This is a genomic window from Bradyrhizobium sp. NAS96.2, from assembly GCF_001908235.1.
In the GTDB taxonomy this organism is placed as follows: domain Bacteria; phylum Pseudomonadota; class Alphaproteobacteria; order Rhizobiales; family Xanthobacteraceae; genus Bradyrhizobium.
Window position 1 is genome coordinate 15,076 of record NZ_LGHK01000143.1, and the last position, 26,431, is coordinate 41,506.

The following is a 26,431-nucleotide window of genomic DNA, read 5'->3' on the forward strand; positions in this document are numbered from 1 at the left end:
ACCTGCGCCCCCTCACCCGGCGCTTCGCGCCGACCTCTCCCCGCCGGGGAGAGGTGAAGACCTCGCCTATGCAAGTTCTCATAAGCATCGTTCGGTAGCACACCGACGAAAGGAGAGAGCCAGGGTGTTTGCCTATATCGTGCGGCGGCTGTTCCTGATGCTGGTGACCCTGTTCGGGATCTCGGTCATCATCTTCGTGCTGCTGCGCGTCGTTCCCGGTAACATCGTCGACATCCTGTTCGATGCCGCGGGCTTCGTCGACCCCGCCGACAAGGCCAATCTCGAGCGCGAGCTTGGCCTCAGCCAGCCGATCGTGATCCAGTATCTGCACTGGATCGGCGGCCTGCTGCACGGCGATCTCGGCTATTCCTATGTCTCGGAGAAGCCGGCGCTGGAGGAGATCCTGCCGCGGATCCCGATCACCGCGCGGCTCGCGGGGCTGGCGCTGCTGTTCTCCGCCTCGATCGGCATCCCGCTCGGCGTGATCAGCGCCGTGCACCAGGGCTCCAAGCTCGATTATGCGCTGCGCGTCGTCAGCCTCAGCGGCCTGTCGCTGCCGTCGTTCTGGCTCGGCCTGTTGATCCTGATGGCCTCGGTGTCGCTGTTCGGCACCATGCCGATCTTCAATCCGAACCCGAAGACCTGGCTCGAGGCGCTGACCATCTATGCGGTGCCGGCAATGGCCGTCGGCTTCCGCAGCGCGGCGCTGACCATGCGCATCACCCGCTCATCGATGCTGGAGATCCTGCGCCAGGACTACATCCGCACCGCGCGCGCCAAGGGCGCATCCGAAGCCTCCGTCAACTATCACCACGCGCTGAAGAACGCCGTGCTGCCGGTCATCACCGTGATCGGCATCGAGGCCGCATTCCTGATCGGCGGCTTGATCGTCACCGAGACCGTGTTCAACATCCCCGGCATCGCCCGCTTCCTGGTCGAGGCGCTGCGCTGGCGCGATTATCCGATCGTGCAGAACCTCGTGATGTTCATCGCTGTTGTCGTGGTGGTCGTGAATTTCATCGTCGACATGCTGTATGCGGCCATCGATCCGCGCATCCGGTTTGGGGACTAACCCGATGGCGACGATCAATTTCGATAGTGAATTGCGACGCGCCGGGGCCAACGCCACCGGCGGCTGGGGACGGCTCGCCTTCCTCGCGCAGCGCCACGTGCTCGGCACCGTCGGCCTCATCATCATGCTGCTGTTCGTGTTGACCGCGATCTTCGCCGACGTCATCAGCCGCTACGATCCGCTCACCGTCGATTCCGCGCACCGCTTGGCACCGCCCTCGATGCTGCACTGGTTCGGCACCGATTCCTTCGGCCGCGACGTCTGGAGCCGCATCATCCATGGCGCACGAATCTCGCTTGCGGTCGGCATCGGCTCCACGACGCTCGGCGCTACCCTCGGCGTGATCGTGGGCCTTGCCTCCGGCTATCTCTCCGGCTGGGTCGATCTCGTGTTCCAACGGGTGACCGACATCCTGCAATCGCTGCCGCTGCTGGTGCTAGCGCTTGTCATGACCGCGGCGCTCGGTCCGTCGCTGCCGAACGTCATCCTTGCGATCGCGATTCCCCTGATCCCGACCGTCGCCCGCGTGATCCGCGCTAACACGCTGGCGCTGCGCGAGCAGCCGTTCGTGGAGGCCGCCAAGTCGATCGGCATGAGCGAGATGCGCATCGCGCTGCGCCATGTGCTGCCGAACACCATCGCACCGCTGATCGTGCTCGCGACCGCGCAGCTCGGCTCGACCATCCTGACCGAGGCATCGCTGTCATTCCTCGGCCTCGGTATCCCAGAACCCTATCCATCCTGGGGCCGCATGCTGTCGGAATCCGCCGCCGAATATGTCCGCACCGCGCCGTGGCTGGTGATCTTCCCCGGCATTGCGATCAGCCTCGCGGTGTTCGGCACCAATCTGTTCGGCGACGCGCTGCGCGACATCCTCGATCCGAGGCAGCGCGGCTGATGAGCGAGGCTATCCCGGCAGAGACGGTTCTCGACGTGAAGAACCTGCAGACGGTGTTCTTCACCAATTCCGGCCTGTTCCGCGCGGTCGACGACGTCTCGTTCTCGGTCCGCCGTGGCGAGACCTTGGCGATCGTCGGCGAATCCGGCTGCGGCAAGAGCGTCAGCGCGCTCTCGATCATGCGCCTGGTGCCTGATCCGCCCGGCCGCATCGTCGGCGGCTCGGTGACGCTCGAGGGCACCGACCTCCTGAAGCTCGACGACGCCGCGATGCGCGATATCAGAGGCAACCGCATCTCCATGATCTTCCAGGAGCCGATGACCTCGCTCAATCCGGTGATGCGGATCGGCGATCAGATCATCGAGGCGGTGCGGCTGCATCAGAAGGTGAGCAGCAAGGAGGCCTGGAAGCAGGCCGTCGACATGCTGCGGCTGGTGCGTATCCCCGAACCTGAGCGCCGCGCGCAGGAATATCCGCACCAGCTCTCCGGCGGCATGCGCCAGCGCGCGATGATCGCGATGGCGCTGGCCTGCCGACCGGCGCTGCTGATCGCCGACGAGCCGACCACCGCGCTCGACGTCACGATCCAGGCGCAGATCCTGGCCCTGATCGTCGATTTGCAGCAGCGGCTCGGCACCGGGCTGATCCTGATCACCCATGACCTCGGCGTCGTCGCGCAGACCGCGCAGCGTGTGATCGTGATGTATGCCGGCAAGAAAGTCGAGGAAGCGACAGTTGAATCTTTGTTCGAGACGCCGCTGCATCCCTACACCCGCGGCCTGATGGCCTCGATCCCCGCGGTGCCTTCACCCGATGCGAAAGAGGACGTGCGGCTGGTCGAAATCCCCGGCATGGTGCCGTCGCTGACCAAATTGCCGCCCGGCTGCGCCTTCGCGCCGCGCTGCAAGCTCGCGGTCGACCGTTGCCGTCAGGAATATCCGCCGCTCGACGAGGTCAAGAGCAAGCACTGGGCGGCATGCTGGCGCGCCGGCGAGCTGGCGGAGGCATCATGACTGAGCAGCGCCCGCTCCTCGAGGTCACTGACCTGGTCAAGCACTACGCGGTGCGCGGCGGCGTACTGCGCCGGCAGGTCGGCACCGTGCACGCGGTCGACGGCGTCAGCTTTGCGCTCGGCGCCGGCGAGACGCTCGGCCTGGTCGGCGAATCCGGCTGCGGCAAGTCGACGGTGGCGCGCACCGTGCTGCGGCTGGTCGAGCCGACCAGCGGCGCCATCAAGCTCGACGGCGAGGACATCGCGTCGCTCAGCAAGACGGCGCTGCGGCCGTACCGTCGCTCGATGCAGATCGTGTTCCAGGATCCGTTCGCCTCGCTCAACCCGCGCATGACGGCCGGCAACATCGTCGGCGAGCCGTTGACTGTGCACAGCATCGCGACCGGTGCGAAGAAGCAGGAGCGCGTTGCAGAGCTGTTCCAGCAGGTCGGCCTCCGGCCCGACCAGATGAAGAATTTCCCGCACCAGTTCTCCGGCGGCCAGCGCCAGCGCATCTGCATCGCGCGTGCGCTGTCGCTCGGACCACGGCTGATCGTCTGCGACGAGCCGGTCTCCGCGCTCGACGTCTCGATCCAGGCGCAGGTGATCAATCTGTTGATCGACCTGCAGCGCAAGCAGAACTTCTCCTATTTGTTCATCGCGCACGATCTCGCGGTCGTCGCCCATATCAGCCACCGCGTCGCCGTGATGTATCTCGGCCGCATTGTCGAGATCGCCGACAAGCACGAGTTGTTCGCCAACCCGCGCCATCCCTATACGCAGGCGCTGCTCGCCTCGGTGCCGATCGCCGACCCCAAGGCCAAGCGCACTGCGCCCTTGATCGACGGCGACGTACCAAGCCCGATCAACCCGCCCTCCGGCTGCGCCTTCCACACCCGCTGCCGCTACGCGATCGATCGCTGCAAGACCGAACGCCCGGCGTTGCAGGCGGCCGGACCGGCGCATCAGGTGGCGTGCTGGCTGAATGATGGGACGGGGCGGAGCGAGTAGAGCCGTCGTCCCGGCTTGCGCCGGGACGACGGTCTTTATGCGGCGGCCTCGATCTCCACGACGATCTTCCCCGTCGTCACCTGCTCGCCTTCAGCAACATCGATCGACGACACCGTGCCGGCGACACCGGCGGTGTGGACGTGCTCCATCTTCATCGCTTCCAGCGTCATCACCGGCTGACCCGCGGCGACCTTGTCGCCGGCCTTCACCAGCACCGCGACGACCCGGCCGTTCATGGCGGCACGGACCTTGCCGTCGCCGCCGGCGGCCGACGCACTTTCCGGCGGGGCGAGCGTGAGGTCGCGGGCCGACAGCGTGACGCCGCGGTGCAGGATATAGAGCCGATCGCCATCGCGCAGGAGCCTGGCTTGCTCCATCACGCCATCATGGTGAAAGCGGATGCTATCCTGATCGAGCTCGTCGATCACGAAGCTGAACCGATCACCATTGCGGGTCGCGACGTAGCTGCCGTCGCGCTCGCGGACGATCTCGATCTCCTGCGCGCCGTGGCCGAGATCGATCCGCAGGCCGAGCGGGAACGACGCCGCCAGCGACCGGCCGCGCTGCCATGCCGGCGCATGCGGATGGGTGACGTAGAGCAGCAGCGCCGCGAGCGCGAGGTCGCTGCCACGATCCGGCCGCGGCGCCAGCAGCGCCTCGCGATTATTGCCGATGAAGGCCGTGGTCGCCTCGCCCCTGGCAAAGACCGGATGGCGCAGACAGTCGATCAGGAAGCCCTGGTTGGTGGTGACGCCAAACGCCGTGACCTGCTCCAGCGCAGAGATCAGCTTGCCGCGCGCCTCGTCGCGGGTGGCGCCGTGACTGATGACCTTGGCGATCATCGAATCGTAGAACGGCGGAATCTCCGAGCCGGACTTGAGTGCATGCTCGACGCGGATGCCATCGGGCATCTGCCACCGCGCCATCGTGCCGGATTGCGGCATGAAGTCGTGCCCGGCATCCTCCGAGCACAGCCGCACCTCGATGGCATGACCGGAGAAGGTGATGTCCTCTTGCCTCAGACCGAGCGGCTCGCCCTTGGCGACGCGCAGCTGCAATTCGACGAGATCGAGCCCGGTGATCGCCTCGGTGACGGGATGCTCGACCTGGAGCCGCGTGTTCATCTCCATGAAATAGAAATTGCCGGCACGATCGAGCAGGAATTCCAGCGTGCCGGCACCCTCGTAGCCGATCGCCTTGACCGCCTGCACGGCGACCGCGCCCATGCGCGCGCGCAGCTCCGGCGTCACCGCGGGCGACGGCGCCTCCTCGATCAGCTTCTGGTGCCGCCGCTGCACCGAGCAGTCGCGCTCGCCGAGATGGATCGCGTTGCCATGGCGGTCGCCGAACACCTGGATCTCGATGTGGCGCGGATCGACGATCGCGCGCTCCAGGATAACGGTGGGATCACCGAACGCACCCTGCGCTTCCGACCGCGCGCCGCGCAGCGCATCCGGAAACGCCGCCGCATCCACGATCAGCCGCATGCCGCGGCCACCGCCGCCGGTGACCGCCTTGATCATGACGGGAAAACCGATCTTCTTCGCTTCCGCCAGCATCGCCGCATCGCTCTGGTCGGCGCCTTGATAGCCGGGCACGCAGGGCACACCGGCCTTCTGCATGATCTCCTTGGCGCCGGCCTTGTTGCCCATCGCCAGGATCGCCTCCGGCGACGGACCGATGAACACCAGCCCCGCATCGCGGCACGCCTGCGCGAAGTCATCGTTCTCCGCGAGGAAACCGTAGCCGGGATGCACCGCGCCGGCGCCGCTTGCCTTGGCGGCGGCAATGATCGCGTCGATCTTCAGATAGGATTGCGCCGGCAGCGCCTCGCCGATCCGCACCGCCTGGTCGGCCTCGCGCACATGCAGCGCATCGCGGTCGGCATCCGAATAGACCGCGACGACGCCATAGCCGAGCCGCCGCGCGGTACTCATGATGCGCAGCGCGATCTCACCGCGGTTGGCGATCAAAACCTTGAAGAACGGCGTCCGCTTCACGATTGCCCCGCTCATGGCCGCGCCACCGAGAACTGCATGCGCTGCGGAGTGCGCGCCTCCGCCTCCCGGCAGATCGAAAGCACCTCTGACAGCACCGTCCGCGTATCGCGCGGATCGATCACCCCGTCGTCGAGCACCCGCGCGCTGGTCGAGAACACGTCCATCTGACTGTCGAACACGCCAGTGATCTGCGCCTTCATCGCGTCCAGCTTCTCCTTCTCGATCGGCTTGCCGCGACGCGCTGCCGCCGCCTCGGTGACGATTGCCATGGTCTCGGCGGCTTGCTCGCCGCCCATCACGGCGGTCTTGGCGTTCGGCCAGGAGAAGCAGAAACGCGGATGGAAGCCGCGGCCGCACATGCCGTAATTGCCGGCGCCGAACGAGGCGCCGCAATACAGCGTGATCTGCGGCACCGTCGCCGAGGTCACCGCCTGGATCATCTTGGAGCCGTGCTTGATCATGCCGGCCTCTTCATAGGCCTTGCCCACCATGTAGCCGGTGGTGTTGTTCATATAGAGGATCGGCGTGCGCGACTGGCAACAAGCCTGGATGAAATGCGTCGCCTTGTTGGCGCCGGGCACATCGAGCGGCCCGTTGTTGGTGATGATGCCGATCGCTTGGCCCTGGATGCGGGCATGGCCGCAAATCGTCGCCGGGCCATAGTTGGCTCCGAGCTCGGTGAAGTCGGAATCGTCGATGAAGCGCGCGATCGCCTGGCGCATGTCGACCGGACGCTTGTGGTCCATCGGCATGATGCCGAGCAAATCCTCGGCGTCGTAGCGCGGCGGCTTGAACGCGGCTGGTTCTGGGCTCGGCCGGTCCCGAGGGCGGTCCCAGGGCAGCTTGGCCATGATCTCGCGTGCGATGCGCAGCGCGTCGCGGTCATCCTCGGCGAGATAATCGCCAAGACCTGAGATCTGGGTATGCATCTCCGCGCCGCCGAGCTCCTCCTCGGTCGCGATCTCGCCGGTGGCGGCCTTGAGCAAAGGCGGCCCGGCGAGGAACGCGCGGGTGCGGCCGCGCACCATCACGATGTAGTCGGAGAGGCCGGTCTGGTAGGCGCCGCCCGCGGTCGAGGAGCCGTGGGTGACGGTGACGACCGGAAGCCCGGCCGCCGACAGCCGCGCCAGGTTGCGGAAGATGTTGCCGCCACGAACAAAATCCTCGACCCGGTAGCGCAGCAGATTGGCGCCGGCGCTTTCGACCAGCTGCACATAAGGCAGCTTGTTCTCAAGCGCGAGCTCCTGCACCCGCAGCGTCTTGTCGAGGCCGTAGGGTTGCAGCGCGCCGGCGTCGATGCCGGCATCATTGGCGCTGACCATGCAGCGGATGCCGGAGACGAAACCGATGCCGGCGACCAGTCCGCCGCCGGGCACGCTCTTGTCCGCATCAGCCACATCGAACATGTAGCCGGCGAGCGTCGACAATTCGAGGAATGGCGAGCCGGGATCGAGCACCAGCGCGACGCGCTCGCGCGGCAACAATTGCCCACGCTTGTGGAAGCGGTCCTTTGCTGCGGCCGACGCCGCACGGGTCCGCTCTTCCAACCCGCGCATCCGGGCGATCAGCGCCAGCATGCCGTCGCGATTGCCCTGAAAGCCGGCGCTACCGGTGGCGATGGTGTTCTCGATGATGGCCACTACGCGCGCTCCACAAAATACCCGCTGTATTGCTGCCGCAGCTCAACCTTGCGCAGCTTGCCGGTCGCGGTCATCGGCATCTCCTCGAGGATACGCACCAGCTTCGGCACCTGGAAGCCACCGAGATGCTTTCGGCAATGCGCCTCGATGCCGGCCTCGTCGGCGATCGCCCCGGGCTTCAGCTTGACGAAGGCGGAGACCGCCTCGCCCCATTGCGGATGCGGCAGGCCGACCACGGCCGCGTTTTGCACCGCCGGATGCGCCAATAGCGTCTCCTCGATCTTGACGGACGCGACGTTCTCGCCGCCCGACTTGATCATGTCCTTCTTGCGGTCGAGGAACAGCACCTCGCCATTGGCGTCAATCAAAGCGAGATCGCCGGTATGGTGCCAGCCGAACTTGCGGGCCTCCTCGGTCGACTTCGGGTCCTTGTAATAGCCCATCATCACGTTGGGCCCGCGATGCACCAGCTCGCCGATCTCGCCGCGCGGCAAAAGCTTGCCGTTGTCGTCCATGATCGCGGTCTCGTTGACGATCAGCGACTCGCCCCAGTAATTGCCGAAGCGATCGAGCTGCACCTCCGGGCGCGACATCGTGGTCGCCGGATACATCTCGGTCTGGCCGCTGGTCAGCACGAAGTTCGGGCACATGTCCGCCATCGCGCGTTCGAGCAGCGGCTTGCCCATCGGCGCCATGGTGTAGATGCAGCAACGCAGGCCCGACAAATCATATTCGCGCCGGCGCGGATGATCGAGGATCGCCTGGTACATCAGCGACAGGCCGACGAACACGGTAAGCTTGTCGCGGACGATGGCCTCCATGCAGACCACCGGATCGAAGCCGCGCATCAGCGCCATGCGGCCGCCGACCGAGAGATAGCTGAGCAGCAGCACATGGCCGGCGCAGTGGAACAACGGCAACTGCCCGGTGATCCCGTCATCACGCGAGAGCTGCATCTCGATGCAGTTGCTCATCACGGCCATGACCACGGCGAGATGGCAATGCATCGCGCCCTTTGGCCGCGACGTCGTGCCCGAGGTGTAGATGATCATCGCGAGGTCGCGGTCGTTGATCTCGATCTCAGGCTCGATGTCGGATTGCCCGGCCAGCAGGCCGTTGAATTCCTGTAATCCGGTCTTCCCGGCATTGCCGGTCAGGTCGACCGCGATCGTCTGCATGCCACGCGCATCCAGCGCCGCGCGCCGATCGGCCTGGGCATGAAGATTGTCATCGATGATGGCAAAGCGGACCTCGGCATGGCCGAGGATGTAGTCCATGTCCGACGGCCCGAGCATGGTGTTGATCGGCACCCAGACCAGGCCGGCGCGGTGGATGCCGAACAGCGCTTTGACGAACTCGACCGAGTTGTTGCAGATGGTCGAGATCTTCTCGCCCGGCTTCAGCCCGCGCTGCACGAGGTGGTTGGCGAAGCGATTGGCGTCGCGTTCGAGCTCGGTGAAGGTGACTTGCCGGTTGCCATCGGTCAGCGCGACGCGGTCGGGAAACCGCCGCGCGGCGCGCTTCAGGAGATCACCGATCGCGACCCGCCCGATGCGGCCCGGCCCGGTGACGCCGCCGGTTGCTGCGAGATTGTGCATGTCTGGTTCTCCTCTCAACCGTCATTGCGAGGAGCGAAGCGACGAAGCAATCCACTCTGTCTTCGAGTGGCAAGATGGATTGCTTCGCTACGCTCGCAATGACGGCTGGCGTGACCTAGTGTCTCGTCCCAAAGATCTGCCGCGCTTCGGCCGGGCTCGCGATCTCGCGGCCGGCACGCCGCGCACATGCCACCAGCTCTTCGACGAGCTGCCCGTTCGACGTCACCTTGGTGCCGTCGCCGAGATAGAACGTATCCTCAAGGCCGCTGCGCAGATGGCCGCCGAGATCGGCGGCGCGCTGGTGCAGCGGCCAGATCTCGGCGCGGCCGATCGCGGTGACCTGCCAATGCGCCTCCTGCGCCTTCAGCTTCAAGAGGATTGGCAACAGTTCCGGATCGGCCGGCATGCCCGAGGCGACGCCCATGACGAAGTTGTATTCGAGCGGGCCGGAATACATGCCGGTCTGCCGGTACATGCCGACGCAGCGCACGATGCCGACGTCGAAGCATTCGAATTCGGGAATCGTGCCGGCGACCTTCATCACGTCGAGATAATCCTGCACCTTCTCGACCGCGTTATCGAACATCATCGGCGGCCAGGCCCAGGTGTTGTCGGCCTTGACCTTGAGATAATTCAGCGAGCCGGCATTGCAGGCGGCGATCTCGGGCCTCGTCTCGCGCACGCAATCGAGCGCGCCCTGGTAGTTCGGGCCTGACGTGCCGGTGGTGTGGTTGATGATCACGCCGGGGCAGGCCTCGCGGATCGCCTGCTGGATCTCCTTGCTGACGCCGACGTCCCATGACGGCAAGTGACCCTTGTTCGGTTCTTGCTGGCGCAGATGGATGTGCATGATGCTGGCGCCGGCGTTGAACGCGGCCTTGGCCTCGCGCGCCATCTGCTCCGGTGTCACCGGAACGTTGTGCTGCTTCGGGTCGGTAAGCACGCCGTTCAGCGCGCAGGTGATGACGGCCTTGTCGCTCATGGGTCTCTTGTCCGCTTTGCAGTGCACATGCGCTGCTGGTTTTCCCATGATGAGAAATTTGCCTTCGCGCCATCTTGCGTTGACTGGCTAAGTCAATGCGCCCGCGCCGTAATTCGCCGCCAGCCGGTTAACACAAGACGCCGCACGAACATGCCGCATAGGCTCTGCTGCAAGCAGAAGCGGCGCGACAAGCCGGCATCACGGGGAGGACGTCATGGTCTCGATCAACCGGCGCAGATGGCTCACCGGCGCAACTGGCGCGGGGCTAGCCGCAGTCGCGGGCCTCCGGCCTTCGCTGGCCGAAGACACACCCGGGGTCACCGCCACCGAAATCAGGATCGGCAGCACCACTTCGCTGAGCGGTCCGGTATCGGCGCTCGGCGTGCAGGCACGCTGCCAGGAAGCCTATTTCAGGATGCTGAACGAGCAGGGCGGCATCGCCGGCCGGCAGATCAAGTACATCTATTACGACGATGCGTTCAATCCCGCGAAGACGGTCGAGCAGGTGCGCCGCCTGATCGAAAGCGACAATGTCGCCTTCCTGTTCAACATGCTCGGCACCGCGCCGAATTCGGCCGTCGTCAAATACATCAATGCCGCCAAGGTGCCGCATCTGTTTCTGTCGGTGAACGGCGACAAATGGGGCGACTACAAGTCCTATCCCTGGACCATGGGCTTTGCGCCGAGCGCGCGGACCGAGGCGCAGGTGTTCGTCAAATATGCGCTGAGCCAGCACAAGGACGCGAAGATCGCGGTGCTCTACCAGAACGACGATCTCGGCAAGGATTTTGTCGCCGGCACCAAGGACGTGCTGGGCGAGCGGTTCGCGACATCGGCCGTGGTCGCCTCGCACGAGGTCACCGATCCCACGATCGATTCCCAGATCGTCGCCTTGCGCGGCGCCAATCCGGACGTGCTGATCTCGGGCACAACGGCAAAGTTCTGCGCGCAGTCGATCCGCAAGATCTATGAGCTCGGCTGGAAGCCGATGCATTTCATCGCCAGCGGCGCTGCGTCGCTGTCTTCGACCATCATCCCTGTCGGCCTCGACAAGGCGCAAGGCACGATCTCATCGGCTTATATCAAGGACGTTGCCGATCCGGCCTGGGCCAATGACCAGGGCGTGAAGGATTTCCTCGCCTTCATGGAAAAATACTTCCCCGACGGCAATCCGAAGGAAGGCTACAACCTCTACGCCTATATGGTGGCGAACGTGCTCAAAATCGTGCTTGAGCAGTGCAAGGGCAATTTCAGCCGCGACAACATCATGGCGCAGGCGAACAATCTGAAAGACGTCTATGTCCCGACGCTGTTGCCCGGCATCAAGGTCAACACCAGCCCGACCAATCACCACCCGCTACAGCAGCTTCAGCTGCAGCGGATCGAAGGACCCGGCTGGCTGCGGTTCGGCGAAGTGATCCAGGGCGCGAATCTGTAGCGGAGAAGAATCCCAGGTGTCGTCCCGGCCTAGTGCGCAATTGCGCACGGGAGCCGGGACCCATACCGCGTGATCTATCGATGGCTCGGGATGGCAGACACCTGCCGAAACAACAGGCTGCTGTGGTCATGGGTCCCGGCCTTCGCCGGGACGACGGATGGTTACGTCAGCGCGCGCTCCTGCCCAGTCCGGTAGATCGCAAGATCGCGCGAGCCGGAGAAGATCGCGCGCGGCTTCAAGCCATAGAAGCGGCGGATCGAGTGGCTGAAATGGGTGCTGTCGGGATAGCCGATATCCTGCGCGAGATGCGCGAGGTTGATGTCCTGGTTGGCGAAATGCAGCAGATGCCGCGCGCGCTTCCAGGCGCGGAAGGAGCGGAACGAGATTCCGGTCTCCTCCTTGAACAGATGCAGGAAGCGCGACGGCGACAGCCCGGCCTCGGCGGCGCAGCCTGCCGCGGTCACCGGCTCGCCGGAGAACTGCCCGATGCGACCGATCGCGCGCACGACGCGCGGATCGAGCACGCGCTGCGGCAGCGCGTCGCCGAAGCACATGGTGTCGAACTCGGCATTGGCGATCGCATCACGATGCTGCATCTCGGCGAGCGTCGCATAGGCGTTGCGGATCCGGTTCGCGAACAAATGAGCGTCCGGCCCCTGCAGGCGGCGGGCGACCGCTTCCAGCGTGCCGTCGGGCACGCTCTCCGGCTCGATCGCAACGCAGATCGCAGAACGATATTCGCTGGTGATGGTGTGGCGCAGGTTCGGCATCGTCACCGCGAGCTCGCCATGGGACTCGCGGCCCTCGCTGGTCGACAGATGCAAGCCGTCGCGGATCGCGACATAGACATGGAATGCGCCGGGGCAGCGTTCACGGGGGCGGCCGAGCAGCCCGGCATAGAACACCCGCTCCGGCGTGATCAGCATCCGGTGGCCGGACTGCTGCTGGCCGGACTTCTGGCACTTCGCGTCCACAATCGCGTCCATGGCGGTTCCTCCTCGCGCGGCTCTTTGGGCCGCTGCGGCGGAGCTACCATAGCGCAAATTCGCAAGCTGTCACCGACGTGCTGGATCAATTCCGGGACACATCGTCTCGGGCACGATCAAGCCCGCGCCCGCGGCGCAACATTCTGTTCCAGCCCGGCTTTCTGCTCCGCCGCCACCGCACGCTTGTAACCGTCCCGCTGCTGCAGCCGCGCCCAATAGGCCGCGACATTCGGCCCGAAATCCTTGGCAAGGCCGATATTGCTGGCGAGCCGGAGCGCATAACCGTTGGCGATGTCGGCGGCGGTGAAGCGTTCCGCGCAGAGGAATTCAGACTTCGCGGCGGCGGCCTCGACTGCGCGCAGGCGGCCGAGGAACCATTTTGCATAGTCGCCGGAGACCTGCGGGTTACGCCGCTCCTCCGGCTCGAGCTGGCTGTAGCGGAGCACCAATGTCTGCGGAAAGGTCAGCGTCGCATCGGAAAAGTACATCCAGTTCAGGAACGCGCCATAGGCCGGCTCGTCGACACCCACGATCAGCGGTGTCGGGCCATATTTGGTGCCGAGGTAATGGCAGATGCCGGAGGACTCCGTCATCTTGGTTTCGCCGTCGACCATGAACGGGATGGTGCCGAGCGGATTGATGCCGAGATATTCCTTGGCGAACACGCGCGGCGGGAACGGCAGCATCTTCAGCTCATAGGGCAGCCCGAGCTCCTCCAGCATCCACAGCGGGCGGAACGAGCGCGCGGCGTCGCAGTGATAGAGCGTGATCATCAGGCGTTTCCCTTCTTCAGGCCAGGCAGCGTGCCCATCATCTTGCACAATACCATGAGCATCACCTCGTCGGCACCGCCGCCAATCGAGGTCAGGCGGCTGTCGCGATAGGCCCGGCTGACCGGCGTCTCGTTGGTAAATCCCATGCCGCCCCAATATTGCAGGCAGGCATCGGTGAGCTCGCGGCCGAGCCGGCCGGCCTTCAATTTCGCCATGGTCGCGAGCCGGGTCACATCCTCACCCGCCACCAGCGCCTCGGCGGCGCGATAGATCAGCGAGCGCAGCAGCTCGACCTCGGTCTGCATCTCCGCGAGCTTGAAGTGCACCACCTGGTTATCGAGGATCGAGCCACCGAACGCCTTGCGGTTGCGCGTGTACTCGATGGTCTCGTTGATGATGAACTCATGCGCCTTCAGGCAGGCCGCTGCGCCCCACAGCCGCTCCTCCTGGAATTGGATCATCTGGTAGGTGAAGCCCTGGCCTTCCTCGCCGATCCGGTTGCGCTTCGGCACCCGGACATTGTCGAAGAAGATCTGCGCCGTATCCGACGAGCGCATGCCGAGCTTGTCGAGCTTGCGCGCGACCTGCACGCCCTTGGTCTTCATCGGCACGCAGATCAGCGACTTGTTGCGATGGACCTGGCCGTCGCTGGTGTTGGCGAGCAGGCAGATCCAGTCGGCCTGGGTGCCGTTGGTGATCCACATCTTGCCGCCATTGATGACGTAGTCGTCGCCGTCGGAGCGGGCGTTGGTCTTGATCGAGGCGACGTCGGAGCCCGCACCGGGTTCGGAGACGCCGATGCAGGCGACCTGGTCGCCGGCGATCGCAGGCGCCAGAAATTCGCGCCGCACCTCGTCGGAGCCGAATCGCGCCAGCGCCGGCGTCGCCATGTCGGTCTGCACCCCGATCGCCATCGGCACGCCGCCGCAGGTGATGGCCCCGAGCTCCTCGGCCATCATCAGCGCGTAAGAGTAATCCAGCCCCTGGCCACCGAACTCGACCGGCTTGTTGAGGCCGAGGAAGCCGAGATTGCCGAGCTTCTTGAACAGCTCATGCGCCGGGAAGATGTCGGCCTTCTCCCATTCGTCGACATGGGGATTGATCTCGGCCGCGATGAATTTTTGCAAGAGCCGGCGGGGTTCGTCGTGGTCGGCGGTGAAGAGCATGGTTCTTACCTCGTCATTCCGAGGCGACGCGAAGCGGCGAGCCCGGAATCCATTTCACATCGAAGCTGCGGCCTGATGGATTCCGGGCTCGCGCTCCGCGCGCCCCGGAATGACGGCGAGTGGGTCGAGTGCATTTAAAGCCCCATCTGCCGGCTCGCGAGATCCTTCATGATCTCCTCGGTGCCGCCACCGATGGCGTTGACCTTGACCTCGCGGTAGATGCGCTCGACCTTGACGCCGCGCATGAAGCCGGCGCCACCGAAGATCTGCACCGCCTCGGAGGCGCAATGCGCCATCGTCTGCGTCGCCTGGTTCTTCATCATGCAGATCTCGGCGACCGGGCTTTCGCCCTGGCCGAGCCGCCACGCCAGCATCTCCAGCATCGCCTGCGAAGCCGCGACCTTCTGCGCCATGTCGACGATTTTGTGCCTGATGACCTGGTGCTGGGCGATCGGCTTGCCGAACGTCTTGCGCTCCTTGGCGTAGGCGATCGCTTCGTCGAGGCAGACGCGGGCATAGGCGGTGCAGCTCGCCGCCATGCCCATGCGCTCGCTGTTGAAGTTGTACATGATCTGCTTGAAGCCCTGGCCCTCCTCGCCGATCAAATTCTCGACCGGCACACGGCATTCGTCGAAATGAAGCGTCGCGGTGTCCGAGGCCCACCAGCCCATCTTCTTCAATTTGGTGCGGGAGAGGCCCGGCGTATTGCCCTCGATCAGCAGCAGGCTGACGCCGCCGGGGCCCTCGCCGCCGGTGCGCACCGCGACCGTCAGATAGTCGGCGCGCATGCCCGAGGTGATGAAGGTCTTCTCGCCGCTGACCACATAGTGGTCGCCGTCGCGCCGCGCCTTGGTACGGAGGTTCGCGACATCCGAGCCGCCGCTCGGCTCGGTGATCGCGAGCGCGGAGATCTTCTTGCCGGCGAGCACCTCCGGCAGCACCCGCGCCTTGACCTCGGGCCGGGCAGCCGGGCGATCGGCGGCGAGCCGATGGTGTGGCTCATCAGGCTCGAACTGACGCCCCCGGCGCCGGCCCGCGCCAGCTCCTGCGAGGCCACGATCTTCATGAACTGGTCGGCGGCGACCCCGCCATATTCCTCGGGGAAACCGAGGCCGAGCAGCCCGATCTCGGACGCCTTGGCATAGAGTTCGCGCGGAAACTCGCCCTCCTCGTCCCATTGATGGGCATAAGGCTCGATTTCCCTGGCCACAAAGCGCCGCATCACCTCGCGAAAGGCCTCATGCTCGCCGGTGTAGAACGGGTTTGCCATCCGCGTGCTCCATTGATTCTCGCGCCCGACGATGTCCGGATTTCTCCCGGTTCACTTGCGTCGAGTGGCTGCCGGCCGGACCGGCGTTCCATCTGGCCACCCGCCAGCCACTAAACGCAAGACAGTATCCCGATACGCCCCCTCCACTGCCTATTCATGGCATCAATCGAGCCAGGAACAGGCGGCGCAAGACCGCCGTTCCGGAGGAGGGACATGTGCCGGTTCGTTACTACGACTGGATCGCGCATCATCGCCGGCGCACGCCGGACAAGATGGCGCTTGTCGATCTCGCAAGCGGACGCCGCTTTAGCTATGCGGAGCTCGACGCCCGCGCGTCGCGGCTCGCCGCCTGGCTGCGCGACGGGCTGAAGGTTGCGCGCGGCGACCGGGTCGCGGTGCTGGCGCTGAACACGACGGATACGCTGGAGATCCAGTTCGCCTGCTTCCGGATCGGCGCGGTCTTCCTGCCGCTCAACACTCGCCTCACCGTTCCCGAGCTGCGCTACATCACCGGCGACGCCTCGCCGAAGGTGATGATCCATGACGACGACCTCGCCGAGACCGCGCTTGCGGTCGCCAAGCTCTGCGATGTCGCGTCGACCGTGCGGCTCGGCCCGGGCGGCGCCTATGAAGCCGGCATCGCGGCGGTCAGGCCGCTCGAACGGTTCGAGGAGGTCACGCTCGATGACATCTCGACCATCATGTACACCTCGGGCACCACCGGCCAGCCCAAGGGCGCGATCATCACGCATGGGATGACGTTCTGGAATTGCGTCAATCTCGGCGGCCCGGCCTATATCTCGCCGGCCTCGGTGCTGCTGACCGTGCTGCCGCTGTTCCATACCGGCGGACTGAATTGCTACACCAACCCGGTGCTGCATGCCGGCGGTACGGTGCTGATCATGCGCACCTTCGATCCCGGCGAAGCGCTGAAGCTGATCGGCGATCCCGCGCAGGGCATCAACGTGTTCTTCGGCGTGCCCGCGATCTACCAGTTCATGGCGCAGCATCCTTCGTTCACAACGGCGGATTTCAGCCGCCTGATGATCGGCGGCGTCGGCGGCGCGCCGATGCCGGTGCCGCTGCTCAAGACCTGGGAGGCGCGCGGCGTCGCGCTGCAACAGGGCTACGGCATGACCGAGACCTCGCCGGCGGTGATGGTGCTCGACCGCGAGGACGCCGCGCGCAAGGCCGGCTCGTCCGGCAAGCCGGTGCTGCACACGGAAGCTCGCATCGTGCGGCCCGACGGCAGCGATGCCGCGGTCGGCGAACTCGGCGAACTCTGGGTCAAGGGCCCGAACATCACACCGGGTTACTGGAACCGGCCGGACGCCAATGCCTCGTCCTTCACCGACGGCTGGCTGCATACTGGCGATGCCACGCGGATCGACGAGGAAGGCTTCTACTACATCGTCGATCGCTGGAAGGACATGTACATCTCCGGCGGCGAGAACGTCTATCCTGCCGAGGTCGAGAGCGTGCTGCATCAACTGACAGCTGTCGCCGAAGCCGCCGTCATCGGCATCCCGAACGAGCAGTGGGGCGAGGTCGGGATGGCCGTGATCGCCGTGAAGCCAGGCCACACGCTGACGCCGGACGATATCCACGCGCATTGCCAGGCCAATCTGGCGCGGTTCAAATGCCCGCGCCTGATCGAGTTCATCGATGTCCTGCCGCGGAATGCGACAGGCAAAATTCATAAGCCGACGCTTCGGCAACAGTTCAGCCAGCCGAAGCCGACCGATACTGCCGCTTGATCGCACGGACGCGTGTCGCGTCTCATGCCATGTCGAGAGAAGTGTTGCCCATAACCGTTTGCCGGGACCGGCTATGGGTTCGTTGCGTTGAGTCCCCAACCAGAATAGATCGAGGAAATTGCCTTTATGAAAACCACAAAACTGTCGCTGCTGGCCGCCGCCGCGGCGCTCTGCCTGCTCTCCACCCAGGCCGCCTTTGCCCAAAAGAAGTATGACACCGGCGCCTCCGACACCGAGATCAAGATCGGCAATGTCGAGGCCTATAGCGGTCCCGCCTCCGCCTACGGCGTCATCGGCAAGACCGAAGAAGCCTATTTCAAGATGATCAACGATCAGGGCGGCATCAACGGCCGCAAGATCAACTGGATCTCCTATGACGACGGCTACTCGCCGCCGAAGACCGTGGAGCAGATCCGCAAGCTGATCGAGAGCGACGAGGTTTTCCTGGTGTTCAACGCGCTGGGCACGCCGACCCAGACCGCGGTGCAGAAGTATCACAACGCCAAGAAGGTGCCGCAGCTGTTCCTCGCCACCGGCGCCAGCAAGTGGAACGATCCGAAGGATTTCCCATGGACCATGGGCTTCCAGCCGAGCTATCGCGTCGAGGCGCGGATCTTCGGCAAGTACATCCTCAAGACCAAGCCGGACGCCAAGGTCGCGATCTTCTATGCCAATGACGATTTCGGCAAGGACTACCTGATCGGCCTTAAGGAAGTGCTCGACAAATCGAGCGTCAAGATCGTCGCCGAGGAAAGCTACGAGACCACAGAGCCGTCGATCGATTCCCACATCGTCAAGCTGAAGGACACCGGCGCCGACGTGTTCGTCAACATCTCGACGCCGAAATTCGCCGCGCAGGCGATCAAGAAAATCGCCGAGATCGGCTGGAAGCCGATGCACGTCATGACCGACGTCTCGATCTCGATCGGCGCGGTCATGAAGCCCGCCGGCCTCGAAGCGTCCGAAGGCGTGCTGTCGGCGGGCTATCTGAAGGACGCTTCCGACCCGCAGTGGAAGAATGACGAAGGCATGAAGAAGTTCATGGCCTTCGCCGAGAAGTACTTGCCGGGCGCCAATTTGTCGGACGCGAACCTGGTCTATGGCTACGCCGCAGCGCAGACCATGGTGCAGGTGCTGAAACAGTGCGGCGACAACCTGACGCGCGAGAACGTGATGAAGCAGGCCGCCAGCCTGAAGGATTTTGCGCCCGACACGCTGATCCCCGGTATCCGGATCAACACCAGCGCGACCGATTTCGCGCCGGTCGAGCAACTCAAGATGATGCAGTTCAAGAACGGACAGTGGGAGCTGTTCGGCGACATCATCAGCGCCGAGACCGGCGGCTAGCGAAGCGCGCTCGACAGGCAACAATACGCGAAGCCGCCCTATTCGGGCGGCTTCGTTGTTTTTCAGCTCTCTCACCGTCACCCTGAGGTGCGCGCTCTTGCGCGCGTCTCGAAGGGTCGACGGCCCCGCTGGTGGCCGTGCATCCTTCGAGGCTCGCTGCGCTCGCACCTCAGGATGACGGTACTGGCACCGTCCTTGTGATGCTGTTTAGAATTACTACGTAACAAAGTGGGCCGCGCTGAAGCCGGACTGTTACGCTGATGCATTCCCACGTTCACTACCTTCCGCTGACGCCGGGTTTCTTCTCGATCCTGGTGTTCGCCGCCGTGGCGCTGCTGGTGCTGATCCAGCTGCGCATCCTGCGCTACGCCTATATGCGGCTCGGCATCGGCCCCGGGGTCGCGCTGCTGCTGCTGTTCGGCTCGCTGATCGGCAGCTATTTCAATATTCCGATCACCGTGCTGCCCGGCCCGCCAGTGCGATCGGGGGAGATCGTCGACTTCTTCGGCATGCGCTATGTCGTGCCTTATCTGGCATCGCCGAGCACGATCCTCGCCGTCAATGTCGGCGGCGCCGTGATCCCGGCCGTGATGTCCGCCTATTTGGTGCTGCGCTATCAGCTCTGGCTGAGAGCTGCGATCGCGACGATCGTCATTGCAGCGATTGTCCATGCCAGCGCCACGCCGGTGCGAGGTATGGGCATCGCCGTCCCCGTGTTCGTCCCTGTCGTAGCGACCGCGATCCTCGCACTGCTGCTGTCCCGCGAATACGCCGCACCGCTCGCCTATATCGGCGGCTCGATGGGGACGCTGCTCGGCGCCGATCTGTTGAACCTCGACAAGATCGGCAGCCTCGGCGCACCGATCGCGTCGATCGGCGGTGCCGGCACGTTCGACGGCATTTTCCTGACCGGCATTCTCGCCGTGCTGATCGCCGGCGTGGTTGCGCCCGCGCGCCCAAGCACGGCATGATCTTGTCGGGACTTATCCCGGCCGGAAGATCGCGAACGGCTCGTCGATCGTACGGCGCAGATGCTCGCGATAGACGGCGTAGTTCGCATCGTCGGCCGACACCCGGCCGAGGCTCGGCTTGAGCACGTTCTTGATCGGCAGGAATGCGATCGGCGCGGCAACCGGCGTCAACAGCGAGCCGCGGCCGGCGAGCAGCGTCGTGATGATGCCGTACATCTCACCGGAATTGCGCGGGCGCGAGACCGTGATCACGCGATGCTGGCCGTGCCTGTTGGTCACGAGATAGACGAAGCCGGATTCATTGGGCACCGCGACCTCGCCATACTGGGTGTAATCGGCATCCTGCCGCTCGCCCTCGCGGAAGCCGAGCGATGACGACGCGTCGTCCCAGGCGATCTCGGTGCGATAGGCATAGAACGCGCCCGGCTCGCCGAACGACGGCCGCACCGTGATGTAGGTCCCTTCGATCCGCGCCACCGAACGGCGCGAATAGGATCCGAGGCTATCGGGCGCGATCCCGCCATTGGCGGGCGCCGCGACCGTGATCGTTTCCGGCAGCTTGCGCAAGGAGACGCCGAGCGCCTGCTCGAGCCGCACGGTGGTCGCCAGCGTGAACGGCCGGCGGCCGCCGAGCACCTTCTCCAGTGTCGACAGGCTGAGCTTGGCCTGCTCGGCCAGCGTCTGCCGCGAGATGCGGCGGCGCGCGATTTCCTCGCGGATGGTCTCCGCGACCTGCTGGCTCTGCTCAGCCGAAAGCTGTTTGTCAGGCGTCGGCATTCTGATTCCTGCCCGGTTCCCCTTGATTCCGCGCAGTCTAGCAGACCGGACAATCCATCACAAAACCGCACAAATCCGCCTCGGCCGGCGGCGGGCCGCGCCGGACGGCGGCCAATCATTGCCGATCATTCTGCTCGCGCCAAAACCGCCGCTCTCCATGATTGCGAAGCAGCGAAAGTCTCGCTCGGGAGTGACGACAATGACGATTTACGATGCATGTGAGAGCAGTCCGCAGATACGCCTGTCGCGCAGGATGCGCATCGCGCTGTTCTTCCTGGTGGAGGGCGTGGCCGCGCTGGTGATCGGCTTTGCGGCGCTGTTCCTGAGTTTCGATCCGGTGTGGTCGGCCGAGTTGCCGCAACAGGCCGTGCTGCGGCCGAGTAATGCGCGCTCCGGCTCGCTGCTGTTCAAGACCGACGACGGCTACAGGGATGCCTTGAGGCTCGGCGTCGATGTCGACCTCACGGTATCGGGCCCGACCGTCCGCGCCCGCGTCACGCAGATCTTCCGCAACCCGACCAAGGACTGGGTGGAGGCGACCTATGTCTATCCGCTGCCGGCGGGCGGCGCGGTCGATACGCTGAAGATGGTGGTCGGCGATCGCATCGTGGTCGGCGACATCAAGGAGCGGCAGCAGGCCCGCGCCATCTACGAGCAGGCCAAGCAGAACGGCCAGAAGGCGGCGCTCACCGAACAGGAGCGGCCGAACATCTTCACCAACTCGGTCGCCAATATCGGTCCCGGCGAAACCGTGCTGGTGCAAATCGAATATCAGGAGCCGGTGCAGCAGAACGGCAACGAGTTCTCGCTGCGGGTGCCGATGGTGGTCGGCCCGCGCTACAATCCACGGCCCGTGGTGCAAAGCGTCGACCTCCGCGCCGATGGCAATGGCTGGGGCGCCACGTCAACCGATCCGGTGCCGGATCGTGATCGTATCTCATCCGAGGTGCTCGACCCCGCCACCAACGCGCCGATCAATCCGACCAACATCACCGTGCATCTCAACGCCGGCTTCCCGCTCGGCGAGGTGAAGAGCCACTTTCATCAAGTCAAGATCGAGAGCCCTGACAGCGCCACGCGCGTCGTCAAGCTTGCCGAAGGCCCAGTGCCGGCGGATTGCGATTTCGAGCTGACCTGGAAGCCGGCCGCCGAGAAGGCGCCGTCGGTCGGGCTGTTCCGCGAGCATGTCGGCAATTCCGACTATCTGGTCGCCTTCGTCACCCCGCCATCGGTGGAACAGGCGCAGCAGAAGCAGCTGCCGCGCGAGGTGATCTTCGTGATCGACAATTCCGGTTCGATGGGCGGCACCTCGATCATCCAGGCCAAGGCGAGCCTCACTTACGCGCTCGGCCGCCTGCAGCCGACCGATCGCTTCAACGTGATCCGCTTTGACGACACCATGGACACGCTGTTCCCGGCGCCGGTCGCGGCCAACAGCGCCAATATCGGCAACGCGACGGCGTTCGTCAGTGCGATACAGGCCCGCGGCGGCACGGAGATGGTGCCGGCGATGCGCGCCGCGCTGTCCGACACCAACCACGACGACGCCGACCATGTCCGCCAGGTCGTGTTCCTGACCGACGGCGCGATCGGCAACGAGCAGCAATTGTTCGAGACCATCAGCGCACTGCGCGGCCGCTCACGGGTGTTCATGGTCGGCATCGGTTCGGCGCCGAACACTTACCTGATGACGCGCGCCGCCGAACTCGGCCGCGGCACCTTCACCCATATCGGCTCGGTCGAGCAGGTCGATGAACGCATGCGCGACCTGTTTGCCAAGCTCGAGAATCCCGCGGTGACCAATCTCTCCGCGAAATTCTCCGAGGCGACGGCCGACCTGACGCCGTCGGCGCTGCCCGACGTCTATCGCGACGAGCCGCTGGTGCTGGCGGCGAAGCTCGACAAGCTCGCCGGCTCGGTCGAGATCAAGGGCCGCATCGGCGACCGTCCGTGGAGCGTGACGCTGCCGCTCGCGAATGCCGCCGAAGGCAAGGGCCTCTCCAAGCTGTGGGCGCGCCGCAAGATCGCGGATGCCGAGGTCGCGCGCACCACGCGGCAGGCGAACGCGGAGGATGTCGACAAGGCCATCCTTGCGCTGGCGCTGGAGCACCAGCTCGTGACGCGGCTGACCAGTCTCGTTGCGGTCGACAAGACGCCGAGCCGCCCCGAAGGCGAGCCGCTGAAGCTGTCCGAGCTGCCGCTCAACCTGCCCGCCGGCTGGGATTTCGCAAAAGTGTTCGGCGAGCGTCCGAGCCTTCCGGCTGCACCGGGCGAGCGTCGCGCTGAGGCAGGCAACGGCAGGGTGCAGCTCGCCGCGCTGAAGCGGTCACCGGTCGCAACGCAAGGTCCCGGCACCATCCAGCTGCCGAAGACCGCGACCGACGCCGAATTGAAGATGATCGCTGGTGTGATCCTGCTCACGGTCAGCCTTCTGCTTCTGGTGTTCAACCGGCGTCAGACGTCGCCCCAATGACGTCGGATGAAGGGAGAAGGTGCCCCCCGACCTCCTCCTTTCCAAGAGCGCGCGCGGCCTTCCCACCCGTCCCCCAGGGGCCGCGCGCGCAGTTTTCCTCAACGGTCATTGCGAGGAGCGAAGCGACGAAGCAATCCATCGCTCCGCATATGCCGCACGATGGATTGCTTCGCTTCGCTCGCAATGACGGGAACCATACCGATGCGCCGCTTCATCCCGCCCCTCGCCTTCGCCCTTATCGGCCTGATCCTGTTTGGCCAGGGCGCCTATATCCATGCCAAGGCGCTGCTCGCGCAGGTGCTGCTGGAGAGCGCCTTCGCAAGGACCATCGCGACCGGCCAACCCGTGAAGCCGTGGCGCTGGGCCGACACCTGGCCGGTGGCCAGGATCGAGATCAAGCGCCTGCACGCCTCCGCGATCGTGCTCGCCGGCAGCAGCGGCCAGGCGCTGGCGTTCGGCCCCGGCCATGTCGAGCAGAGCGTCGATGCCGGCGAGCGCGGCGTCGCGGTCTATTCCGCGCATCGCGACACCCATTTCCGGTTTCTGAAAGATGTCACAATCGGCGACGAGATCGACGTCACGAGGAGCGACGGCAGGATGTTTCGTTACCGAGCCGATCGCAGCGCGGTCGTCCGCTTCGATCAATCCGGCATCGACCCGCTGACCGGCCGGTATGAACTGGTGCTGTCGACTTGCTGGCCGTTCGACGCGCTGACATCGGGGCCCGAGCGCTATCTGCTGCACGCGACCATGATCGAATCCGAATCGGGTTCCTGACGCGCATCGATTTTGCGCCTGCCGGGATATTGCAAGCGATGCCCTGACTTGCGCCAGCGTGAGTTGCTACCCCCTTTCCCTCGCCATAAAAACAATGAAAAATCGTGTCCTGCGGTGATGCACCGTGGGCCAGAGGAACAAGCAGAACAAGGATAAGGGCAGGCTCCATGGAAGCTTACGCAAGCACCGCGTCTCATGTGTCCCACAAATGGGCGCCGCCCGCTGACGCCAGCGACATCGTCAAGAGCATCCACGCGATGCTGCACCCGCGCAACATCGTGCTGGTCGGCGCCACCGACAAGCCCGGCAACTACGCCGAACGGATCTGGAACAACCTGATCAAGTACAAATATGCCGGCGGCCTGTTTCCGATCAACGCCAAGCGCGAAACCATCTGGGGCGTCACCTGCTACAAGGATTTCGCCAGCCTTCCCGAAAAGCCCGATCATGTGCTGGTGCTGGTGCCGGCCCGCTTTGCCGTGCAGGTGATCCGCGACGCGGCCGCGGCGGGCGCCCGCTCGGCGACGATCGTCACGTCAGGCTTCAGCGAGCTGCAGGACGAAGAGAGCCAGCGGCTCGCAGTCGAGCTGAAGCAGGCGATCAAGGAGACCGGGCTTGCCGTGACTGGTCCGAACTGCCTCGGCAATCTCAGCGCCGGCGAGAACCTGTTCACCAATATCGACGACCGCATCGTCACCATGGAGCCGGGCGCGGTCGCGATCGCCGGCCAATCCGGCGCGATCGTGATGGCGATCCGCCAGGCGCTGGAGGATCGCGGCGTCGGCGTCGGCTACATGGTCACGACAGGCAACGAATCCGGGCTCGAGACCCCGGACCTGATGAGCTATTTCGCGGCCGATCCGAGCATCCGCGTCATCGTGGTCTATCTCGAAGGCGTCAGGAACACCAAGGTGTTCCGTGACGCCTGCAAGGCCGCGCGCGCCGCCGGCAAGCCTGTCATCGCGCTCAAGCTTGGCGCCTCCGAAGGCGGCCGCGCCGCCGCAATGGCGCATACCGGCGCGCTCGCCGGCTCGATCGAGACATTCGATGCGATCTCGACCCGCGAGGGCGTGATCCGGGTGCGCGGACTGGATGAATTGATCGAAACCACCGAGTGTTTCGTGCATGCCGATCCGCCGAAGGGCAATCGCCTCGCGGCGGTGTCGCTGTCGGGCGGCAAGCGCGGGCTTCTGATCGACGCGTTCTATTCCGCCGGCCTGAACTTCGCGCCGCTGAGCCCGAACGCGTCCGAGCAGCTGGCGAAGATGCTCGGCCCCGGCAGCATCGTCGGCAATCCGCTCGACGCCGGCTTTGCGGCCGTGGTCGATCCCTCCGTCTACATGAAGTCGATCAAGATCATGATCGACGACCCCGACACCGACATCGTCATCATCGACGCCGAGCTGCCGAAGGCGCCGCACGAGCTGCGCGAACGCAATCTGCACATCGTCAACGAGATGGCAGGGCAGGCCAACAAGCCCGTGGTCTATATCAGCGCGATGTCGATCGGCTTCACCGACTTTACCAAGGGACTGCGCAAGTCGCTGCCTAATGTCGCAGTCATGCAGGGCCTCGACCGCGCGGTCGGCGCGATCAAGTCGCTGATCGAATATGCCGGTCTGCGCAAGGAGGTGCCCGACATCGTGTCGAGCTCGAAGGCGTCGGCGCGCGCCGTGCTGGAGAAAACACTGAAGGCCGCCAACGGCGCCGCCGCGCTCGACGAGGTCGCTTCGAAGCAGCTGCTCAAGGCCTATGGCATCCCGATCTCGAAGGAAGACGTCGCGCAGACCGCGGCCGAAGCCGTGAAGATCGCCAAGGCGATCGGCTTTCCGGTGGTCGCCAAGGTGGTCAGCCCCGACATCCTGCACAAGTCGGATATCGGCGGCGTGGTGCTGAACCTCGCCAACGCGGCCGAGGTGAAGAAGGCGTTCAACGACATCACCGCGCGGGTGAAGAAGCTGAAGGGCAAGCCGAAACTCGAGGGCATCCTGATCGCGCAACAGGTCAAGGCCGACCTCGAGCTCGTGGTCGGTGCCTCGCTCGATGCCGAGATGGGGCCCGTGGTGCTGTTCGGCACCGGTGGCGTCGATATCGAGCTGATGAAGGACGTCGCCCTCGCCGGTGCGCCGCTCGACGCTGCCGAGGCTAAGGAGCTGATCGCCAAGACCAAGGCCGGCGTCAAGATGAAGGGCTATCGCGGCAAGCCCGCGCTGCACGAGCCATCGGCAGTGAAGGCGCTGGTCGGGCTCTCCAACCTGATGGCCGACGCCAACGGCCGCATCGCCTCGATCGACGTCAACCCGTTCCTGATCAACAGCAAGCTCGGCGTCGCCGTCGACGGCCTGATCGTGCTGAACAACGCTGCCGCGAACAAGGCCGCGGGGCATTAGCTCAGATGCGAATCTATCCCCGTCATCCTGAGCAACCGTTAGCTTGCGGGGTGCATCGGCTGCCACGGAGTGCCGCGAGCGACGACAGTATTGATGAAGATGAGGAGCTTACGG

19 protein-coding genes and 1 pseudogene are annotated in these 26,431 nt (G+C 65.0%); 11 read left to right on the forward strand and 9 right to left on the reverse strand.

Annotated features, from left to right (window positions below; translation table 11 throughout):
• The first annotated feature begins 124 nt into the window (after nucleotides 1-124).
• From AC628_RS27775 to AC628_RS27790, 4 genes are read left to right on the forward strand one after another with little or no spacing between them, the layout of a single operon-like run.
• Nucleotides 125-1,072, forward strand: coding sequence for an ABC transporter permease (locus AC628_RS27775; protein WP_074129975.1), 948 nt, complete (start codon nucleotides 125-127; stop codon nucleotides 1,070-1,072).
• Nucleotides 1,073-1,076: 4 nt separating this feature from the next.
• Nucleotides 1,077-1,970 (forward strand): ABC transporter permease, encoded by an 894-nt coding sequence (locus tag AC628_RS27780; RefSeq protein WP_074129976.1) that lies wholly within the window; start codon nucleotides 1,077-1,079, stop codon nucleotides 1,968-1,970.
• Complete coding sequence (locus AC628_RS27785; protein WP_074129977.1) at nucleotides 1,970-2,983, forward strand: ABC transporter ATP-binding protein; 1,014 nt, start codon at nucleotides 1,970-1,972, stop codon at nucleotides 2,981-2,983. The genes AC628_RS27780 and AC628_RS27785 overlap by 1 nt, the downstream gene beginning before the upstream one ends.
• Nucleotides 2,980-3,972: an ABC transporter ATP-binding protein gene (locus tag AC628_RS27790; RefSeq protein WP_074129994.1), complete on the forward strand. Its 993-nt coding sequence runs from the start codon at nucleotides 2,980-2,982 to the stop codon at nucleotides 3,970-3,972. Before AC628_RS27785 ends, AC628_RS27790 begins: the two co-directional genes overlap by 4 nt.
• Nucleotides 3,973-4,007: 35 nt before the next feature.
• On the opposite strand, the gene AC628_RS27795 is transcribed toward AC628_RS27790, so the two are convergent.
• From AC628_RS27795 to AC628_RS27810, 4 genes are all read right to left on the reverse strand, one after another.
• Nucleotides 4,008-5,987 (reverse strand): acetyl/propionyl/methylcrotonyl-CoA carboxylase subunit alpha, encoded by a 1,980-nt coding sequence (locus AC628_RS27795; protein ID WP_074129978.1) that lies wholly within the window; start codon nucleotides 5,985-5,987, stop codon nucleotides 4,008-4,010.
• The gene (locus AC628_RS27800) at nucleotides 5,984-7,612 is read right to left on the reverse strand and encodes an acyl-CoA carboxylase subunit beta (RefSeq protein ID WP_074129979.1); all 1,629 of its coding nucleotides are present in this window, start codon (nucleotides 7,610-7,612) and stop codon (nucleotides 5,984-5,986) included. The genes AC628_RS27795 and AC628_RS27800 overlap by 4 nt, the downstream gene beginning before the upstream one ends.
• A complete protein-coding gene (locus AC628_RS27805) occupies nucleotides 7,612-9,210 on the reverse strand; it encodes an AMP-binding protein (protein ID WP_074129980.1) in 1,599 nt (532 codons plus the stop codon). Before AC628_RS27805 ends, AC628_RS27800 begins: the two co-directional genes overlap by 1 nt.
• 115 nt (nucleotides 9,211-9,325) lie before the next feature.
• Nucleotides 9,326-10,192 carry a beta-keto acid cleavage family enzyme gene (locus tag AC628_RS27810; RefSeq protein ID WP_074129981.1) on the reverse strand — a complete coding sequence of 289 codons (867 nt, stop codon included), beginning with the start codon at nucleotides 10,190-10,192 and terminating at the stop codon, nucleotides 9,326-9,328.
• Between the two features lie 214 nt (nucleotides 10,193-10,406).
• Between AC628_RS27810 and AC628_RS27815 the strand changes: the two genes are divergently transcribed.
• Entirely contained in the window at nucleotides 10,407-11,630 is a 1,224-nt protein-coding gene (locus tag AC628_RS27815) for an ABC transporter substrate-binding protein (protein WP_074129982.1), read from the forward strand.
• 161 nt (nucleotides 11,631-11,791) lie between these two features.
• Here the strand turns inward: AC628_RS27815 and AC628_RS27820 are convergent, their stop codons facing one another.
• The 4 genes and pseudogenes from AC628_RS27820 to AC628_RS27835 form a co-directional block, all read right to left on the reverse strand.
• Entirely contained in the window at nucleotides 11,792-12,616 is an 825-nt protein-coding gene (locus AC628_RS27820; protein WP_074129983.1) for a helix-turn-helix domain-containing protein, read from the reverse strand.
• A gap of 116 nt (nucleotides 12,617-12,732) precedes the next feature.
• Nucleotides 12,733-13,389, reverse strand: coding sequence for a glutathione S-transferase family protein (locus AC628_RS27825; protein ID WP_074129984.1), 657 nt, complete (start codon nucleotides 13,387-13,389; stop codon nucleotides 12,733-12,735).
• Entirely contained in the window at nucleotides 13,389-14,555 is a 1,167-nt protein-coding gene (locus AC628_RS27830) for an acyl-CoA dehydrogenase family protein (protein WP_074129985.1), read from the reverse strand. The genes AC628_RS27825 and AC628_RS27830 overlap by 1 nt, the downstream gene beginning before the upstream one ends.
• A 134-nt stretch (nucleotides 14,556-14,689) precedes the next feature.
• Nucleotides 14,690-15,825: pseudogene (locus tag AC628_RS27835) on the reverse strand (acyl-CoA dehydrogenase family protein).
• A gap of 215 nt (nucleotides 15,826-16,040) precedes the next feature.
• Between AC628_RS27835 and AC628_RS27840 the strand changes: the two are divergent.
• The 3 genes from AC628_RS27840 (at nucleotide 16,041) to AC628_RS27850 (ending at nucleotide 19,900) form a co-directional block, all read left to right on the forward strand.
• Entirely contained in the window at nucleotides 16,041-17,582 is a 1,542-nt protein-coding gene (locus tag AC628_RS27840) for an acyl-CoA synthetase (RefSeq protein ID WP_074129986.1), read from the forward strand.
• A 126-nt stretch (nucleotides 17,583-17,708) separates the two neighbouring features.
• Nucleotides 17,709-18,929 carry an ABC transporter substrate-binding protein gene (locus AC628_RS27845; RefSeq protein WP_074129987.1) on the forward strand — a complete coding sequence of 407 codons (1,221 nt, stop codon included), beginning with the start codon at nucleotides 17,709-17,711 and terminating at the stop codon, nucleotides 18,927-18,929.
• A 260-nt stretch (nucleotides 18,930-19,189) separates the two neighbouring features.
• Nucleotides 19,190-19,900: a DUF1614 domain-containing protein gene (locus AC628_RS27850; protein ID WP_074129988.1), complete on the forward strand. Its 711-nt coding sequence runs from the start codon at nucleotides 19,190-19,192 to the stop codon at nucleotides 19,898-19,900.
• 12 nt (nucleotides 19,901-19,912) lie between these two features.
• Here the strand turns inward: AC628_RS27850 and AC628_RS27855 are convergent, their stop codons facing one another.
• The gene (locus tag AC628_RS27855; RefSeq protein ID WP_074129989.1) at nucleotides 19,913-20,677 is read right to left on the reverse strand and encodes a helix-turn-helix domain-containing protein; all 765 of its coding nucleotides are present in this window, start codon (nucleotides 20,675-20,677) and stop codon (nucleotides 19,913-19,915) included.
• A gap of 253 nt (nucleotides 20,678-20,930) precedes the next feature.
• On the opposite strand from AC628_RS27855, the gene AC628_RS27860 reads away from it, so the two are divergent.
• The 3 genes from AC628_RS27860 (at nucleotide 20,931) to AC628_RS27870 (ending at nucleotide 26,317) form a co-directional block, all read left to right on the forward strand.
• Nucleotides 20,931-23,150 (forward strand): marine proteobacterial sortase target protein, encoded by a 2,220-nt coding sequence (locus AC628_RS27860; protein ID WP_502689778.1) that lies wholly within the window; start codon nucleotides 20,931-20,933, stop codon nucleotides 23,148-23,150.
• Between the two features lie 201 nt (nucleotides 23,151-23,351).
• Entirely contained in the window at nucleotides 23,352-23,927 is a 576-nt protein-coding gene (locus AC628_RS27865) for a class GN sortase (protein ID WP_074129991.1), read from the forward strand.
• 167 nt (nucleotides 23,928-24,094) lie between these two features.
• Nucleotides 24,095-26,317, forward strand: coding sequence for an acetate--CoA ligase family protein (locus AC628_RS27870; RefSeq protein WP_074129992.1), 2,223 nt, complete (start codon nucleotides 24,095-24,097; stop codon nucleotides 26,315-26,317).
• Nucleotides 26,318-26,431: the final 114 nt, after the last annotated feature.